The following is a 15,919-nucleotide window of genomic DNA, read 5'->3' on the forward strand; positions in this document are numbered from 1 at the left end:
CTACCAACATGAATTTATTGTCTCCAAAACAATGAATCAGCTAAATTATCCCCCTGGAAATTAATTAACTAAATTTCGAGGACTTGCAGGATAAAGAATTCAATCAACAGAATAATTATACAGTATTACAGGAATGCGTTTTATTCAATGATGTTTCAGAAGAACATTTAGAGGAACTTCATGGAAATTTCTATATAGAAAAATGGCCTAGACAAACCTGTCTTGTGCATTGCGAAAAATTTCTTTTTCATTTTTACATCATAAAGAATGGAAGGGTTAAAATGTATCATACAGACTTTGAAAGCGCTAAGGAACACACCATTTTCCTACTAAAAAATGGCGACGTATTTGATCTTTTCTGCTTACTGGACGGGATTAAACATAAAGCGTACTATGAATGTCTTGATCATACAGAAGTACTCGCTATTCCCATGGATAAATTGAGGAACTGGTTACAGTCTTATCCGGAATACTATAAGAATTTTCTGAGTTATGCAGGTAGATCCATGCGAATGTTGGAGGAGAATGTTTCCCAACTGGTTTTTAGCGATATCACAACGCGTTTACTGCATTTACTTTTGAAGAACATAGATAGAACATCTAATAAATTGACGAATATCAATGATCTTCCAGATAAAGAGCTCGCTTTTTTAATAGGTTCCAGTCGTGCAGTTGTGAACAGACATCTTCAGAAAATGAAGAAAATGGGACTTATAAAAATATCCAGAAACAAACTACAGGTTAAAAACGTATCTCTATTAGTGCAACAACTGGAAAATAATAGAATAAATAAGAATTAATCCTGTATATGCTACTTAAGTGATTTTCAGTACGATGTATATGATGTAGTTTTGAAATATCAATAATCAATTATTCATCATTAAATTTTTACATCATGAAAAAGTTCATCATTATTATTTTCGTTTTTGTTTTAAGCATCGGTGCTCAGGCACAGGATGTAATTCAGCTGGATGAGACCAGAATTAATTTCAGTCCAACTGCCGACCTTGTATTTGAAGATTATCCCAATGGACTTGTTAAGGTCAAAGAGAAATTTGCAGCTCAATTTCAGTCAGACGCCATTGGTTTTACTAAAGCCAATTTCGATATTCATCGTTTTCTGGATGAAGCCGATATTAAATCTGGAGACGTGATCGTAACTCTACGGAGCAAGAAAGGTTATTTAGAAGCTACCTATGACGAAAAAGGAAATCTTCTAAAAACCAGCCAGATGTTCAAAGACATCGCTTTACCAGCCCTGGTTAGAAACGAAGTTTTTGGAGAATACATGGGTTGGACCATTACCAGAAATAAATATCAGGCTCGGGGAATTAGCGATCAACTTGACAATGAGAAATATATCGTGGTTCTTCGGAAAGGTAACGATCGCCAGAGACTAAAAATTACTCCGTCTAAGTATGATTATGGCGTAGCTTCCATTGAGAAGTTCTAAGTATTACAAAGTTGTATAAGATCAGGTGCCGATCGAACCATCGGAAAAAAGGGAATATTGTTGACTATAGATCTTTATGATCTTCATCACAGGTTAACCTTGATCTTATACAACTTCACTTATTTTTCAAATAGGTCTGAAGAAAGATAACGGTCACCACGATCGCATATAATGGAAACCACCAATCCACTTTCTAAAGATTCACATAATCTAACTGCAGCCGCGGTAGCTCCACCACTACTCATTCCGGCAAAAATACCTTCTTCTTCAGCAAGTCTTCGACTCATAATTCTTGCGTCTTCCTCATTTACTTCCAGTACCTCGTCTACTTTTTTAGCATCAAATATCTTCGGTAAATAAGCTTCCGGCCATTTTCGAATGCCCGGAATTCTGGCATTATCTTCAGGTTGAACTCCTACAATCTGTATGTCAGGATTGTTCTCCTTTAGAAATGTACTTGTCCCCATAATTGTACCTGTAGTTCCCATAGAAGATACGAAGTGTGTGACCTTGTGTTCCGTATCTCTCCAGATTTCAGGCCCTGTAGTTTTATAATGCGCCTGCCAGTTATCATCATTTCCAAACTGGTTCAGCATAAAATAATTGCCGGACTTCATCTTATCTTCAGCATAATCTCTCGAACCTTCTATCCCGGTGTCTGAACTGGTTAAGGTTACCTTGGCACCATAAGCGCGCATCGTCTGAACTCTTTCAATAGTTGAATTTTCGGGCATTACTAATTCGATATCAAGGCCAAATATACCAGCGATCATCGCCAGTGCAATTCCAGTATTCCCGCTGGTTGCTTCGATCAATTTTGTTTTTTTATCAATAGTCCCACGATCCAATGCGCTTTTAATCATATTATAAGCTGCACGATCCTTGACACTTCCTCCTGGATTCTGGCCTTCAAGTTTGAAGTATAGTTCTACTCCGGGTTTTGAAAAAACTCTTGAAGCTTTTACCAAGGGTGTATTCCCAACTAAATCTATAACTGAATTGTTCATTATTTGTCTGCTGTATTTTTAATATTAATCTGTGGTGTATGAGAAACCATGGAATTAGCTGGAACAGATTTGGTTAGCCAAACATTCCCTCCTATTACTGAATTCTCACCAATTTCTGTTTTCCCACCTAGAATGGTCGCGTTAGCATAGATGGTCACATTATTTTTGATAGTTGGATGTCGTTTTAAATTCTGCATTGATTTACTAACTGTAAGTGCACCCAATGTAACACCCTGATAAATTTTAACATTGTCTTCGATAGTTGCAGTTTCTCCAATAACAACACCCGTGGCATGGTCTATAAAGAAAGATTTTCCAATCACTGCACCAGGATTAATATCGGTTCCTGTAAGACTATGAGCACATTCGGTCATTAACCTTGGAACCAATGGCAATCCAAATTTGTAAAATTCATGACTAAGCCTGTAAATTGCTATTGCGAAAAACCCAGGATAACTTAAATAAACTTCTTCAACTGAATTTGCTGCAGGATCATTCTTGGAAATCGCTTCAGCATCAAGATTTAGATCCTCAAGGATTCCGGGTAGCTTTGTGAGATAATCGCTCCAGATATCCTGGCAGGGCGCACCGGGTTCCCAGCAAACTAGTTTTGCCAGCACCTCAAAGTCCTTTCCCAATTCCATCAAATTGTCTGCAACGGGAGTTTGCTTATCAAATAAAGTGTAAAAAAGCTTTTTTGTAAATGCCTCGGTCTTTTCCTTTATACTGAAATTCAGATTAGGAAGATTTTTCTGAGATTCTATTTGCTTAATTATTTCTTCCAGTTTCATAGCTTTTATTCTAAATTCAAAAATAATTAAATGCCCGGAGAGCACTGTTGATTTAAGTCAATTGTAACTTTTTTACTTCAGCAAACGCTATAGAATTCAGATCTACAATTAAAGTACTCTATCTGCTGCAGTTACAAATTGATAGCTATTAGTCCATTTGTGGTCGTGACTAAACCTGGCGATCTTTTGGATTCGCTTTTCGAACTCCGAGATCACTCCATACTCAGCGACAAACTGCACCGCTTGCTCAAAAGATTTAAATATGCTTTTCTCAAAAGCTTCAGTAATATATTCCTGTTCTTCTGAAAAGGTCTGGGCGATTTCCACATTATAGAACATAACGTCGGCCAGCGCATGTGGCTCCATTCCTAATTTCAGGTAATGTTTTATGATCTTATGTGCTACGGAACGTCTTTTCTTTGGTCTCCTGTTATTCGGCGGAAAATACTCCTTACCTATTTTAAATTTCGCATCCTGCACCAGTTTTTCCTCATTAGGATTGAAAACGAAGTTGTAGTATGTTTTCACATCCTCAAACCTGTTATATAGATCCATAATCTGCTCTTCTAGATCTTCTTTTGAAAGTTCCTTAATGTATTTTTTAAAGGCTCTTTTGCTCATCTAATTTCGCTGTTAATTTTTCGGTATTGATCTCCAGTTTTTCTGAAATATCTAAAAGCCACTCCAGCTGACCCGTGATTAAGTGTGCTTCCTGAAGGTTCAACCTCGTATCCTCATCTATCTGGGCTTTTCCCTCGCTTATTTCTCTATCCCTTTCCGTAGCCATCTCGTCAAACCTGCGATGAAGTGCCTTGCCAGCTTTAGAAATTCCTTCATGTTCCTTCTGTTCCCTACTTTTATTATCAAGTAAGCGTACAGAATTTTTCAAATTGAAAACAATTGTCTTGGTATACATTTCAAAATCTGAAGATGCTTTACTAGTTGGGTGGTTCCTGATATAAGATCCCATCGACGCCAGTGCAGAGAGAAAAGTGTGATTTAAGCCTACAATTTCGTAAATGAGACTCAGCTGCTTTTGCTGCGACTTTGGCTCCTGGGTCATTCTTTGAAATGCGCCACTTAACTCTCCCATATCCAGAAATGCTTTTTTTCTGGCAAGTCTGTAGCTAATGGGTAAATTTTCCTTTTTATGGTAGTAATCATCAATCTCCTCTAAATAACCAATATTGGAATTGATCGAATTGGCAATGACATTATTCAGCTCCTTAAGTTCCCATTTAGGCCATAAAATAAAATTTCCAAGACCTGCGAGACCTGCGCCAATTACTGTATCAAGGATTCTAAACTGAATTACATTTAGAACTTCAGGCTGGAGCAGTGCATAAATAAAAATGATACTTAGCGTGATGAACATGGCTGCAGTGGTATAATTACGCTGAATTAAAGAAAATGCCAGCGTTAGACTCAGAATTCCTAAAATGGCATAGACCGTCGTATTTTGAGTAATAAAAACTATACCAATTGCCATGGCGCCGCCTATTAGCGTTCCTATGATCCGTTTCCTGGTTCTCTGTTTAGTAAGTCCGTAATTAGGTCGCATGATCACCACAATCGTAAGTAGGATCCAGTAGGCATTCTGAACTGAGAAATAGGAGCCCAGTAAATATCCTACCAGTATCACTATAGCAAGTCTTAGCGCATGACGAAATATGGAACTATTGAACTGAAAATTGGTGCGAAGGGTTTTAAAGCTGTATTCCTGCTGAGTTAGAAATTGCTGAACATCTTTGTCCTTAAAAATCCTTTTCTTTCCTTCCAGATTTCTGAGAACCCGGTCAATATTATTGATCTTTTGAGATTGCTTAGTCTGGTAATCATAGAAGTTTCTCAGAACCAGCATACTCTCCCTCTTTTCAGAAATGTTGATAGTGTCCCGGTACTTTAGTAAACTGTTCTCAACCTTCTTTAATTCTTCGGAAAGCTGATTCACAGGCATGGTGGAATTTTTATGTACAGAAAGCGCAATGCGGTCCAGCTGTTCTGCCATCTTCAAAGAAAACTCCTTAAACACCTTCAATTCTATAAAATCGGAATCCAGCACCTTTCTCATCTGTGGATAATCAATAGGATTCGCCATCGCCAGTTCAAGCATATCTACGAGATCTATAAATATGAGCAGCCTTTTTCGAGTATAACCAGAACTTCCTGAGGACATTCTGAAGGTTATAAGAAGTTCCCTCAGACTTTCGTGATGCTCATTAAGTTCCGTTTGCTTCTGGAAAAGCTCTTTCTGAATGGTTTCCAGATCAGATTCAGGATCAAGCATTCTTATTCTGAGTCGGAGATAATCTGCGGTTAATTCCATGGTTTCAGCGATCTGCTGTTCGGAAGCTCTTTCAGGCTTCAATAGATACCAGGCAATACTTATAAGCATGTAGAAAACTCCACCGCCGAAGATGAGAATAGATTTTTGCCAGATATCAATTTCCGAAGAAATATTGGCGAAACTAAGTACTACCGCAAGTAATCCGGCAAAAGTAACCAGCGAGGCTCTGAAACCATAGACAGAGAGATATGCTATCCCGAACATCATCACTAATAGCATTGGTGCCACTGCCCAACTAAATTGCGAAGCATAACCTGCGATACAGAAGGATATTGCCCCTAGAAATGCCGCAGCCATGATACCCATGACCTTGTGCTTAAAACTCCCGGCCACATCACTTGGAGATGAAAGTAAACTTCCCATCGCCATGCTTACTCCTATTTCAAGTAAACCTAAATTGGAAAAAACTGCAATTGGAATTACGATCGCAATGGTTAGAACAATAGCTTTCGAGAAGTCGGTACTTCTTAGAAATTTAATGAGTTCATTATAATAATGCTGAAAATTTATCTTCAAATTTGCGGGTTTGGAACAATGAAATTACGAAGTTGAGCTTAATAATCATCGCTATCTACACTCTTTTTAGGTTTTAAGTTTTAATTATGAATGCATGTTTGCCAAACGGACAGAAGCATATTAATTTGCTTAAAAATAAAAGTTATGAATAAGCAAATATTATTAAAGCAACGTCCAAAAGGCAAACCTGAAACTTCAGATTTTGAGATTAAGGATTTTGAAATTTCAGAGGATAAAGCACTTAAGCTTAAAACAAAATATATCTCCGTAGATCCTTATTTACGCGGAAGAATGCGCGATGAGGAATCTTATATCGAACCATTTCAGGTTGGAAAACCTTTAGAATCTATGGTAGTTTCCGAAGTTATTTCTTCAAGTTCTGAAGATTTTAAAGAGGGTGAGCATGTAATAGGAATGTTGGACTGGAAACATGAGCAGTCGCATGATGGAAAGGGTTTGAGAAAGATTGATAAAGAGATGGCTCCACTATCTGCATACCTTGGAGTTCTTGGGCTTACAGGATTGACCGCGCATCTTGCACTCGACACTATTGGAAAACTGAAGGAAGGGGAAACATTATTGGTATCTGGTGCTGCCGGAGCTGTTGGAAGTGTTGTGGGTCAAATTGGAAAGATTAAGGGATGTCGTGTAGTCGGCATCGCAGGATCTGATGAAAAGATCGATCATATTCAAAGTAAATTTGGGTTCGATGGTGGTATCAATTACAAGACTACCTCCAATATGAAAGAAGCGATTGCTGAACATTGTCCAGATGGAGTTGATGTTTATTTTGATAATGTTGGTGGTGAAATTCTGGATGCCACTCTTCAGAATATAAACAAAGCCGCGCGCGTTATTAATTGCGGCGCTATTTCTATTTATAATGAGACGGGTACTCCAACAGGACCTAGACCTGAAGGTATTCTTATCAAGAAATCTGCATTGATGCAAGGATTTCTGGTAAGAGATCATCAGGAAGAGTTCCAGAGAGCTATAAAGGAACTTGCTGGTTGGTTGAAATCTGGAAAACTAAAGTATGATGAAACTGTCGTAGAAGGATTTGAAAATACTCCTCAGGCATTTATCGATCTATTTGATGGTAAGAATACCGGTAAAATGGTCGTTAAGATCTAATGATCATTTCAATGCATAAAAAAAGCCCGGATCAAATCCGGGCTTTTTAATTTATGTTTTGAGATCCTATTGTTCCTGATCTGTTGGCATGATGAATACATCATTAACATTTGCGCGTTTTGGTTGCGTTAGCGAATAATAGATCGCATCTGCAATATCCTGAGCCTCCAGCGGAGTCATTTCTTTAAAATTAGAGAGAAGTCCTTCTTTAATCTCATCATCGGTAATAGAATCTGTAAGCTCTGTATCTACAAAACCAGGTTCTATAGATGTCACATTAATTCCGAATTTAGGTGCTAGCTCCATTCTTAATCCTTCAGAAAACATTTTTACTGCAGATTTTGTAGCACAATAAATGGCTCCACCAGGATAGATCTTATTAGCAGCACTTGATGAAATATTAATGATATTACCCGACTTCTGTTCCATCATCGTTGGTAATACGGCTGCTACTCCATTCATAACACCTTTAATATTAACATCAATCATCTTATCCCATTCATCGGTATGTAGATTTTTTACATAAGATAATGGCATTAGACCAGCATTATTAATTAAACCATCTATGCTATCAAATTCTTTTTTCGTTTTCTCGACCAATGTCTTGAAATTATCTTTGTTGGTAACATCACCAGTTACTACCAGCGCTTTTCCAGCATTTAATCCATCTACCTTCTTTTTCAATTCATTCAGACGTTCTTCTCTTCTGGCAGTCAAAACTACATTAGCGCCTTCCTTTGCTAGTTTCATTGCTGTTGCTTCACCAATTCCGCTAGATGCTCCAGTAATAATAATCGTCTTTCCTTTAATACTCATAATCTTTTTCTTTTTGGTTTTTTACAAATTTAATAGATGAATAGCTTGAAACCTTAGAGAATACAGGCTTTGTCTTCAATTTAACCTTAACTCCTAAAGCTTGTTAATGAAAAAAGCCACTCGATTCGAGTGGCTTTAATAACAGTTAATTTAAAAATTATTTTTTCGGTGGACGAGCTGGTCTAACTTCAATTTTACTTGGAAGCGTCCTTGGATTCATTTTAAGAAGATCACCAACCAATTCTCCAATATCTTCAATTTGAATTTTCCAGGCATCTTCTTCTGAAGGTTCGTTGCCGTTGAAATGTGTAGCAACAGATCCAGGCATTATAGTACTTACCTTAACTCCCTTATCACGAAGATCCAGCATGATCGCCTGAGAAAAACCTGTTACAGCGAACTTACTGGCATTGTATGCTGCTCCTCCGGCAAAATAGTTCGTTCCGGCAAGACTCGAGATCGTTATAATATAACCTTCAGTCTGCTTCAATGCTTCAACACTAGCTTTTACTGAATAAAACAGTCCGTTTAAATTTGTATCAATGGTATCTTTCCAGTCATCTACGCTCAACTCATCTACTGATCCAAAATTACCAACCCCGGCATTAGCTACAAGAACATCAAGCTGTCCCCATTTGTCCAGTAATTGCTTTACAGCTTTCTGCTGACTTTCATAACTACGTACATCTGCTTCTAAGCCAAGAGCTTCTCCATTAGCAGATAATTTCTTCGCAGCTTCTTCCGCAGAAGATAATGACCTACTAGTAATAGCAACTTTATATCCCATTTTAAGAAGCGTTTCGGCAACTCCGTATCCTATACCTTTACTACCACCAGTGATTAGTGCAGTTTTATTATTTGTACTCATAATGTATTTTTTTTGAAGTTTAAAGCTAAGAAAGGCTTGAAGTACATAGAAATTTCTAGCGGTAAGATATTGTTAATTTTAAAGGTTAAATACTTAATAAAACCTATCAAAACACTTTTATAGAAATGTAAAAAAACTAACTTTGTCTGCTCAGATAAAGAGTAGGATTACACCTATATTTACCTAATTAGTACTGACCAATTTAATAGAGATAACCTTGGAAAACATTAAAGCACAAAAGTTACTTAATAAGATTCAGCGTGACCTTATGCGCAATGGAATCATTATCAACACAATCGTAGAAGACCTTAAAGAGTTGAGAAAACTGGTAGTTGAGGAGAATATTCCACTTTTGGCAAAAGTTACAAGATTGGCTCATGAACATATTAGTGAAAATCAGGACTTCCTGATTGCTATCCCAGATGATGTACCAGTTGAACTGGACGAAAATGGAGATCCTATTGAAGTTGAAACTGAAGAAGAAGAAACTGAAGTTGAGAATTCAGAAGAAATCACAGGACAGGAAAGTCTTGAATATATGTTATCCTTAATGGCTGAACATTCTAATAAGTTGAATGAAGAAGAACTTAGAGAATATGTGAAGGCTTTGAAAGCTGATGCTGGAGAAGATTACTAAGGGTTTTGCACCTATAAACGGATCACAACTTTAGAATTAGAAATTGCTACTATAAAGAAAGAAGGAGAATTGATGAAAGAAAAAGCGAAATCTAAAAAGAAGTCGCGAATCCGCTTATTGCACCAATATTACAGTTATACCGGTTTTTATTCTTTCGTTCTTGGGAGTTTAAGAAAAGCCGTTTTACCAATTGTTCTATTTGTTGCTTCGTTATGGGCGATCGATCACTTTCTTCTGGATATAGAAGACATGCTAGTGACGGTGACCGAAACCTACAGTCCGTGGCAGGTATTATCTATCTTTTTTCTATCTGAATCATTATTAGGTCTGGTTCCTCCAGAGCTATTTATCGCTTGGGCTGGAAAGTCCGCAATTCCATTCCTGTACTTATCTTTACTCGCTTTAGGCTCATATCTTGGTGGAATTGTTTCTTACTGGATCGGTGTTTCTATCACTAAGATTCCAGCTGTACACAATGCATTGGAACTTAAACTTGCCAAACATATTAAGAACACCCGTAAATGGGGAGGTTTTCTAATTATCGTTGGAGCTTTACTTCCTATTCCTTTTGCGATGACCAGTATCGCCGCAGGTATTATTAGATTCCCTTTTCCAAGTTACCTTATCTTCGGCTTACTTAGATTTGCTAGGTTCTATTTATACGCCCTTGTTATATTTGAAATGGTTTAACGCTTTGTTAGAGGTTGCTTATAAACTTTTCCCAAGGTTTATGGCGCTGAGTGAGTATCCCTCTACCTTGCGAGCTTGTTGAGCGAATGTTCAGCAGAACTATTAACCAAATAAATCAAAAGCTATGTCAATTCTTACAATTGTTTTAAACATTTTACTACCACCATTAGCCGTATTCATGAAACATGGACTTGGCGTAACATTCTTAATTAGTTTATTGCTAACGGCCTTAGGTTGGATTCCAGGTGTAATTCACGCGTTTCTTGTAAACGGAACGAAATAGAAAAAAAAAGACCGGCAATTGCCGGTCTTTTTTCTTTGATTAGTTTCCAATAATTAATCCTGATCTTCTTCCTTTTTCTCTACTAGCTTTTGCCATTTCCAGGCACTATCCAAAGCTTCATCCAGAGATCTTTTCGCTTTCCAGTTTAAATGATCATTTGCCTTATTAGTATCTGTATAGGCTGCGGTGATATCTCCTTCTCTTCTACCCACTATTTTATAGGCTAGATCCTTTTCAGATACCTTTTCAAAAGACTTGATTACTTCCAGAACAGTATTTCCATTTCCTGTTCCCAGGTTAAAAACTTCGTAATTCTCATTCTCATTCTGCGATAGTAAACGTTTCAATGCTGAAACATGAGCTTCTGCAAGATCCATTACATGAATATAATCACGTATAGCGGTTCCGTCTCTGGTAGGATAATCATCACCATATACTGAAAGTTCAGATCTTTTACCAATGGCAGTTTGAGTAATGTATGGTACCAGGTTTTGCGGAGTACCTATTGGAAGCTCCCCAATTTCTCCAGAATGATGTGCTCCAATTGGATTAAAATAACGCAATGAAATTGCCTTCAATTCCTGGTTGACCTTACAAGTATCCCTGATGATCTCCTCACCTATTTGTTTGGTATTACCATAAGGTGACTCAGCTTGCTTTACCGGTGCATTTTCAGTTATAGGTAATTCATCAGCCTGTCCATAAACCGTACATGAAGAACTAAAAATAAAGTTCGCCTTCTCCTTATTATTAAGTTCATGTAATAAATACACTAAGGTTGATAGATTATTTTCGTAGTATAATAAAGGATTAATGACACTTTCTCCCACTGCTTTAGAAGCAGCAAAGTGAATCACGTTTTCGATATCCGGGTATTTCTCAAAGAAATCCTTCACTGCAGATTTCTCCCTTAGATCTATATTTTCAAATTCTGGTGTTTTACCGCTAATTTGAGTTATTCCTCCAAGAACCTCTATAGATGAGTTTGAAAGATTATCTATGACTACAACTTCAAATCCTTCCTGTTGTAAGGCTACTACGGTGTGTGATCCAATAAAACCAAGACCGCCGGTAACCAGTACTTTCTTATTATTCATAATTTCATTTTACGATCGCAAAATACTAAAATTGCCACATAACACTTATTACTACTTTATTAAATTGCTCACAAAGCCTATACTTAATTTGAGGTCATCTATATAATATCAATTATCTTTGTTGCTCAAATTTGGCTTTATGGCTTTGAAACATAAGATTACTCTATTTAAGTGGGTTAGCATTCTGGAAGGTATTTCATTTCTGGTATTATTACTCATTGCAATGCCTTTAAAATACATTCTGGATATGCCGGCAATGGTTAAACATGTAGGTATGGCACACGGAGTACTTTTCGTAGCTTATGTTGTAGGAGCTTTATTACTTATAAAGCCAATGAACTGGGGGCTTAAGCAGATCGCAATCATTTTTGGTTGCTCTTTTATTCCATTCGGACCATTTTACGTAGAGAAAAAATATCTCTAATTTCAGGAAATGGATAACATGATCGATATTATTTGTTTTTTCGAAGATCTATTTCTGGATTATGGAATGAATGCTGTTCTGGCACAGTATCTCAATTTGCTAATCAACATTGTTGCACTTACGTTTATCGTGTTTGCAGCTAATTATGTGGTTAAGCATTTTGTGATAGAAGCCATTAGTGCCTTTACCAATCGCACAAAAACCACTATAGACGACTTTCTTATTAAAAGTAACTTCCCGAGATACATAGGGAGGTTTCTGCCTATATATATAGTTTACGAGTTATTCCCATTAATTTTTATAGACTTTCCGAGGATTCTAGAATTCTTCTTTTATACGATGAAGATCTATATCATCATCCTGGTGGTCTGGATCTGTCGAAGTGTGCTTCGCTCTACAAGAAATTATCTAAAAACCAGATCGGAGTTTAATGACAAGCCACTGGAAAGCTTCAGCCAGATCATCATGATCTTTCTCTGGATCATTGGCCTAATGTTTATGTTTTCTGTCATTACAGGTAAATCTGTAATTGGATTCGCAATATCTTTAGGTGCCGCTTCCGCAGTAATTTTACTAATTTTTAAAGATACAATCTTAGGTTTAGTTGCCTCCATACAAGTATCTGTAAATGATATAGTTAGAATTGGAGACTGGATCACATTTCAGAAATTTGGAGCAGATGGAACGGTTACCGAAATTAATCTTGCAACGGTTCGTGTGCAAAACTGGGATAATACTTATACCACGATTCCAACCTATAGTCTTATTTCAGATTCTTTTCAGAATTGGAGAGGTATGCAGGAGTCACCAGGAAGAAGAATCAAACGTTCGGTTTTTATCAAGCAGAATTCTGTAAAGTTTCTTGGACCCGAAGACATAGCAAAGCTGAAAAAGATTCAACTAATAGCTCCTTATTTGGAAAACAGGCAGTCTGAAATTGATAAGTATAACGAGACAAATAACATAGACAAAAGTGTCCTTATAAACGGAAGGAATCAAACGAACCTAGGTATTTTCAGGAAGTATGCAGACTCTTATTTGCAGGATCATTCAGCCATCCATAAAGAGATGTATTTGATTGTAAGACATCTCGCTCCTACACCTAATGGAATTCCTCTGGAAATACTGTGTTTCAGTAGAGATAAACGCTGGGAAAATTTTGAGTATATTTCCGCAGATATTTTTGACCATCTTATTGCTGCCATCCCTTACTTTGATCTTCAGTTATTTGAAGCTCCATCTGGCGATGACATCCGTAATTTTCTATCAGAGAGATCAAACTAACTAACAAACCAAAAATGAAATTAAAACCTTTTCTACAGGGCTTCGGAATACTTGCTGTACTAATCACCTTAATTCCGATCGTCGCTGTAGACTTCTGGTGGGTGAGAATGTTCGATTATCCACATATTCAGCTAACGTTGCTAACGCTTATGGCAATATTCGCTTACTTTTTAAGGTTTAAGATCTCAAATTGGAGAGATTATGCTTTTATGATCATACTAGTAGGTTGCTTTATCTACCAGTTTGTAAAGATTTTACCTTATACTCCATTTGTTCCTTACGATGTTGGAAAACCAACAGAAACGGTTGACAATCAAACGGGTATGATGTTGCTAACCTCTAATGTACTTCAGAAAAATAAAGAGAAAGCGATCCTGATCGAAGAGATGAAAAAACTGAATCCCGATGTTGCTGTTTTTACTGAAACTGATATTAAATGGTCAGATGCCATCAAAGCAGGTATCGGGAGCAATTATCCGTATAAAGTTGAAGTACCTCTTGACAATACGTATGGGATGCTTTTGTATTCAAAATTTAAGTTGAACAATTCTCAGGTGAAATATATCGTGGATGATAGTATTCCTTCTATTCACACTGAAATTGAACTACGTTCCGGGGATAGGATTCAACTACACGCAATTCATCCTACTCCTCCTATGCCACAACATAACCCATCATCTTCAGATCGTGATGCTGAAATGATGAAAATTGCTCTTGAATCTATGGATTCTGATATTCCAGTTGTAGTGATAGGAGATTTTAATGATGTTGCCTGGTCTCAGACTACAAGTATGTTTCAAACTGTTGGTGAATTGCTGGATGTTAGAAAAGGACGAAGTTTCTATAATACATTCAATGCCAAAAGTTTTATCATGCGCTGGTCATTGGATCATATATTTGTTTCTGAAGAATTTAGAGTAGAAAAGATTGCTTTGGGAGATGATGTAAAATCTGATCACTTTCCTTTTTACGCCCAACTATTCTTACAACCAGAATTAGCTGAAGAGCAAAAACCTGATGACGCTCCTGAAGATGAGATCAAGAAGGCGAAAGAACAAATTGCTGAAGAAGAGAAAGAAAATACAGAGAAAGGTCCTAACGGATCTAGTAATCAATAATACTAAAGGTATATATTAAACTACACGATTTAATTATTTTTAGTGAAACAAAAATTCATGCAAAGTCGGGCTGAACAGGAATTGGAAACTATTGAAGGATCATTTAATCAATTTTATCAAAATTTAATTGATCAATTACCTGGTATTGGACTCGGTTTAGTGATCATTGTTCTAGGTGTACTTATTGGAATCTGGCTGGGAAGATTTTTCACCAAACGAATATCTGCCAGGACTTCAGATCCTTTAATGAGTAAGTTTCTTGGTAAGGCTATCAGATTCCTGATCATTATCACATCCATTATGCTTGCCTTGAAAGCTGCGGGTCTTGGAGGTGTCGCTACCGGTATCCTTACCGCAGCCGGAGCAAGTGCGGTTGTTTTAGGTTTTGCGTTTAAAGATATTGGTGAGAATTTTATCGCAGGAATAATTCTGGCATTTAACCGTCCATTTGATGTAAACGATACTGTAGAAATTGGTAATAACTTTGGAAAAGTGAAAGCCCTTGAATTCAGATATACTAAGCTCAAAACTTTTGATGGGAAGGATGTGTATATCCCAAATAGTGATGTATTAACGAAGCCGGCTACCAATTATACTGAAGACGGATTTTTTCGATGGAGCTTTATTATTGGAATTGCCTATGAAGATAATATTGACGGTGCTAAAAAGACTGTGATGGAAGCCTTACGAAAGGAGCCTACTGTCATCGAAGATGCAGAACATCAAAATTTCGTTATCGAAGATGAACTTGCCACCAGTACGGTAAATCTAAAAGTGTTTTTCTGGGTGGATACCACCGATTTCAGGATGCAGGCGATGATCACCAAAGGGAATGTGGTAAGAGCTGTAAAAGAGGCACTGGAAGACAATGGCTATTATCTACCAGCAGATATTCAGGAAATAAAATTATATGGTGGAGAGACAGATTTTCCTGTTGGGGTTTCTAATAAAAAGGAAAAAACCGACTAGTTATTTAAGTCGGTCTTTTACAAATTCTATTTTATTCTTTCCATGTGGTTTAGGTTTGCCATCGTCTCCTAAAGCTACCATAACTATGCGATCTACGGTAATAATGGTTTCTCTGGTCATTTTATTTCTAACTTCACATTGAAGCGTAAGGGAAGCAGTTCCAAATTTTATTACCTCAATCCCAATCTCCACGATATCACCCTGATGAGCAGAACTTCTAAAGTCTATCTCACTCATATATTTAGTGACGGTTTTGGGGTTTTCTAATTGAACTATACTATATAAAGCACATTCTTCGTCTATCCACTCTAACAAACGGCCACCAAATAAAGTTCCGTTAGGATTTAAGTCTTCAGGTTTAATCCATTTTCTGGTATGAAATCTCATGTTTTTATTTTGAAGATAATTTAAAAGACCCGCTAAATCACGGGTCTAAGATAGAATTAGCATATTCTGAAAAAAATAAAATCAATTTAAAAATTCTT

Annotated in this window: 18 protein-coding genes; 10 read left to right on the forward strand and 8 right to left on the reverse strand. The window is 37.0% G+C overall.

What is annotated here, in order from left to right:
- Positions 1-83 precede the first annotated feature (83 nt).
- A complete protein-coding gene (locus tag JM79_RS08760; RefSeq protein WP_141877785.1) occupies positions 84-800 on the forward strand; it encodes a Crp/Fnr family transcriptional regulator in 717 nt (238 codons plus the stop codon).
- Positions 801-895: 95 nt separating this feature from the next.
- Positions 896-1,453, forward strand: coding sequence for a hypothetical protein (locus JM79_RS08765; RefSeq protein ID WP_141877786.1), 558 nt, complete (start codon positions 896-898; stop codon positions 1,451-1,453).
- Positions 1,454-1,572: 119 nt separating this feature from the next.
- On the opposite strand, the gene cysM is transcribed toward JM79_RS08765, so the two are convergent.
- The 4 genes from cysM to JM79_RS08785 all read right to left on the reverse strand — a co-directional run bounded on the left by cysM (position 1,573) and on the right by JM79_RS08785 (position 6,114).
- Positions 1,573-2,460, reverse strand: coding sequence for a cysteine synthase CysM (gene cysM, locus JM79_RS08770; protein WP_141877787.1), 888 nt, complete (start codon positions 2,458-2,460; stop codon positions 1,573-1,575).
- Complete coding sequence (gene epsC, locus JM79_RS08775) at positions 2,460-3,251, reverse strand: serine O-acetyltransferase EpsC (protein ID WP_141877788.1); 792 nt, start codon at positions 3,249-3,251, stop codon at positions 2,460-2,462. The genes cysM and epsC overlap by 1 nt, the downstream gene beginning before the upstream one ends.
- Positions 3,252-3,359: 108 nt before the next feature.
- Entirely contained in the window at positions 3,360-3,872 is a 513-nt protein-coding gene (locus JM79_RS08780; protein WP_141877789.1) for a DUF6155 family protein, read from the reverse strand.
- A complete protein-coding gene (locus tag JM79_RS08785; protein ID WP_260443409.1) occupies positions 3,853-6,114 on the reverse strand; it encodes an FUSC family membrane protein in 2,262 nt (753 codons plus the stop codon). The genes JM79_RS08780 and JM79_RS08785 overlap by 20 nt, the downstream gene beginning before the upstream one ends.
- A 144-nt stretch (positions 6,115-6,258) precedes the next feature.
- On the opposite strand from JM79_RS08785, the gene JM79_RS08790 reads away from it, so the two are divergent.
- A complete protein-coding gene (locus tag JM79_RS08790) occupies positions 6,259-7,248 on the forward strand; it encodes an NADP-dependent oxidoreductase (RefSeq protein WP_141877790.1) in 990 nt (329 codons plus the stop codon).
- Between the two features lie 66 nt (positions 7,249-7,314).
- Here JM79_RS08790 and JM79_RS08795 read toward each other — a convergent pair whose 3' ends face one another.
- Positions 7,315-8,064 carry an SDR family oxidoreductase gene (locus JM79_RS08795; RefSeq protein WP_141877791.1) on the reverse strand — a complete coding sequence of 250 codons (750 nt, stop codon included), beginning with the start codon at positions 8,062-8,064 and terminating at the stop codon, positions 7,315-7,317.
- Positions 8,065-8,221: 157 nt separating this feature from the next.
- Entirely contained in the window at positions 8,222-8,932 is a 711-nt protein-coding gene (locus JM79_RS08800; RefSeq protein ID WP_141877792.1) for an SDR family oxidoreductase, read from the reverse strand.
- Between the two features lie 217 nt (positions 8,933-9,149).
- Here JM79_RS08800 and JM79_RS08805 point away from each other — a divergent pair, with 217 nt between their 5' ends.
- From JM79_RS08805 to JM79_RS08815, 3 genes are all read left to right on the forward strand, one after another.
- Positions 9,150-9,569, forward strand: coding sequence for a hypothetical protein (locus JM79_RS08805; protein ID WP_141877793.1), 420 nt, complete (start codon positions 9,150-9,152; stop codon positions 9,567-9,569).
- A gap of 72 nt (positions 9,570-9,641) precedes the next feature.
- Positions 9,642-10,259, forward strand: a complete 618-nt coding sequence (locus JM79_RS08810) for a VTT domain-containing protein (protein WP_141877794.1) — start codon at positions 9,642-9,644, stop codon at positions 10,257-10,259.
- A gap of 124 nt (positions 10,260-10,383) precedes the next feature.
- On the forward strand, positions 10,384-10,542 hold the full coding sequence (locus JM79_RS08815) for a YqaE/Pmp3 family membrane protein (protein ID WP_141877795.1): 159 nt from the start codon (positions 10,384-10,386) through the stop codon (positions 10,540-10,542).
- 53 nt (positions 10,543-10,595) lie between these two features.
- Here JM79_RS08815 and galE read toward each other — a convergent pair whose 3' ends face one another.
- Complete coding sequence (gene galE, locus JM79_RS08820; protein ID WP_141877796.1) at positions 10,596-11,639, reverse strand: UDP-glucose 4-epimerase GalE; 1,044 nt, start codon at positions 11,637-11,639, stop codon at positions 10,596-10,598.
- A 139-nt stretch (positions 11,640-11,778) separates the two neighbouring features.
- On the opposite strand from galE, the gene JM79_RS08825 reads away from it, so the two are divergent.
- The 4 genes from JM79_RS08825 to JM79_RS08840 are packed head-to-tail and all read left to right on the forward strand — an operon-like array spanning position 11,779 to position 15,434.
- Positions 11,779-12,063: a DUF3817 domain-containing protein gene (locus JM79_RS08825; protein WP_141877797.1), complete on the forward strand. Its 285-nt coding sequence runs from the start codon at positions 11,779-11,781 to the stop codon at positions 12,061-12,063.
- A 9-nt stretch (positions 12,064-12,072) separates the two neighbouring features.
- Positions 12,073-13,347 (forward strand): mechanosensitive ion channel domain-containing protein, encoded by a 1,275-nt coding sequence (locus JM79_RS08830; protein WP_141877798.1) that lies wholly within the window; start codon positions 12,073-12,075, stop codon positions 13,345-13,347.
- 14 nt (positions 13,348-13,361) lie between these two features.
- Positions 13,362-14,465: an endonuclease/exonuclease/phosphatase family protein gene (locus tag JM79_RS08835; RefSeq protein WP_141877799.1), complete on the forward strand. Its 1,104-nt coding sequence runs from the start codon at positions 13,362-13,364 to the stop codon at positions 14,463-14,465.
- Between the two features lie 57 nt (positions 14,466-14,522).
- Positions 14,523-15,434, forward strand: coding sequence for a mechanosensitive ion channel family protein (locus JM79_RS08840; protein WP_141877800.1), 912 nt, complete (start codon positions 14,523-14,525; stop codon positions 15,432-15,434).
- Here JM79_RS08840 and JM79_RS08845 read toward each other — a convergent pair whose 3' ends face one another.
- A complete protein-coding gene (locus JM79_RS08845; protein WP_141877801.1) occupies positions 15,435-15,821 on the reverse strand; it encodes a hotdog domain-containing protein in 387 nt (128 codons plus the stop codon). It lies immediately after the preceding gene.
- Positions 15,822-15,919 lie beyond the last annotated feature (98 nt).

The organism is Gramella sp. Hel_I_59, from assembly GCF_006714895.1.
Classification (GTDB): domain Bacteria; phylum Bacteroidota; class Bacteroidia; order Flavobacteriales; family Flavobacteriaceae; genus Christiangramia.

Coding starts and splice junctions, on each gene's coding strand:
- JM79_RS08845 (WP_141877801.1), bottom strand. CDS start 15,821: ATGAGATTTCATACCAGAAAATGGATTAAACCTGAAGACTTAAATCCT.
- JM79_RS08830 (WP_141877798.1), top strand. CDS start 12,073: ATGGATAACATGATCGATATTATTTGTTTTTTCGAAGATCTATTTCTG.
- JM79_RS08795 (WP_141877791.1), bottom strand. CDS start 8,064: ATGAGTATTAAAGGAAAGACGATTATTATTACTGGAGCATCTAGCGGA.
- epsC (WP_141877788.1), bottom strand. CDS start 3,251: ATGAAACTGGAAGAAATAATTAAGCAAATAGAATCTCAGAAAAATCTT.
- JM79_RS08835 (WP_141877799.1), top strand. CDS start 13,362: ATGAAATTAAAACCTTTTCTACAGGGCTTCGGAATACTTGCTGTACTA.
- JM79_RS08810 (WP_141877794.1), top strand. CDS start 9,642: ATGAAAGAAAAAGCGAAATCTAAAAAGAAGTCGCGAATCCGCTTATTG.
- cysM (WP_141877787.1), bottom strand. CDS start 2,460: ATGAACAATTCAGTTATAGATTTAGTTGGGAATACACCCTTGGTAAAA.
- JM79_RS08800 (WP_141877792.1), bottom strand. CDS start 8,932: ATGAGTACAAATAATAAAACTGCACTAATCACTGGTGGTAGTAAAGGT.
- JM79_RS08825 (WP_141877797.1), top strand. CDS start 11,779: ATGGCTTTGAAACATAAGATTACTCTATTTAAGTGGGTTAGCATTCTG.
- JM79_RS08840 (WP_141877800.1), top strand. CDS start 14,523: ATGCAAAGTCGGGCTGAACAGGAATTGGAAACTATTGAAGGATCATTT.
- JM79_RS08790 (WP_141877790.1), top strand. CDS start 6,259: ATGAATAAGCAAATATTATTAAAGCAACGTCCAAAAGGCAAACCTGAA.
- galE (WP_141877796.1), bottom strand. CDS start 11,639: ATGAATAATAAGAAAGTACTGGTTACCGGCGGTCTTGGTTTTATTGGA.
- JM79_RS08780 (WP_141877789.1), bottom strand. CDS start 3,872: ATGAGCAAAAGAGCCTTTAAAAAATACATTAAGGAACTTTCAAAAGAA.
- JM79_RS08765 (WP_141877786.1), top strand. CDS start 896: ATGAAAAAGTTCATCATTATTATTTTCGTTTTTGTTTTAAGCATCGGT.
- JM79_RS08815 (WP_141877795.1), top strand. CDS start 10,384: ATGTCAATTCTTACAATTGTTTTAAACATTTTACTACCACCATTAGCC.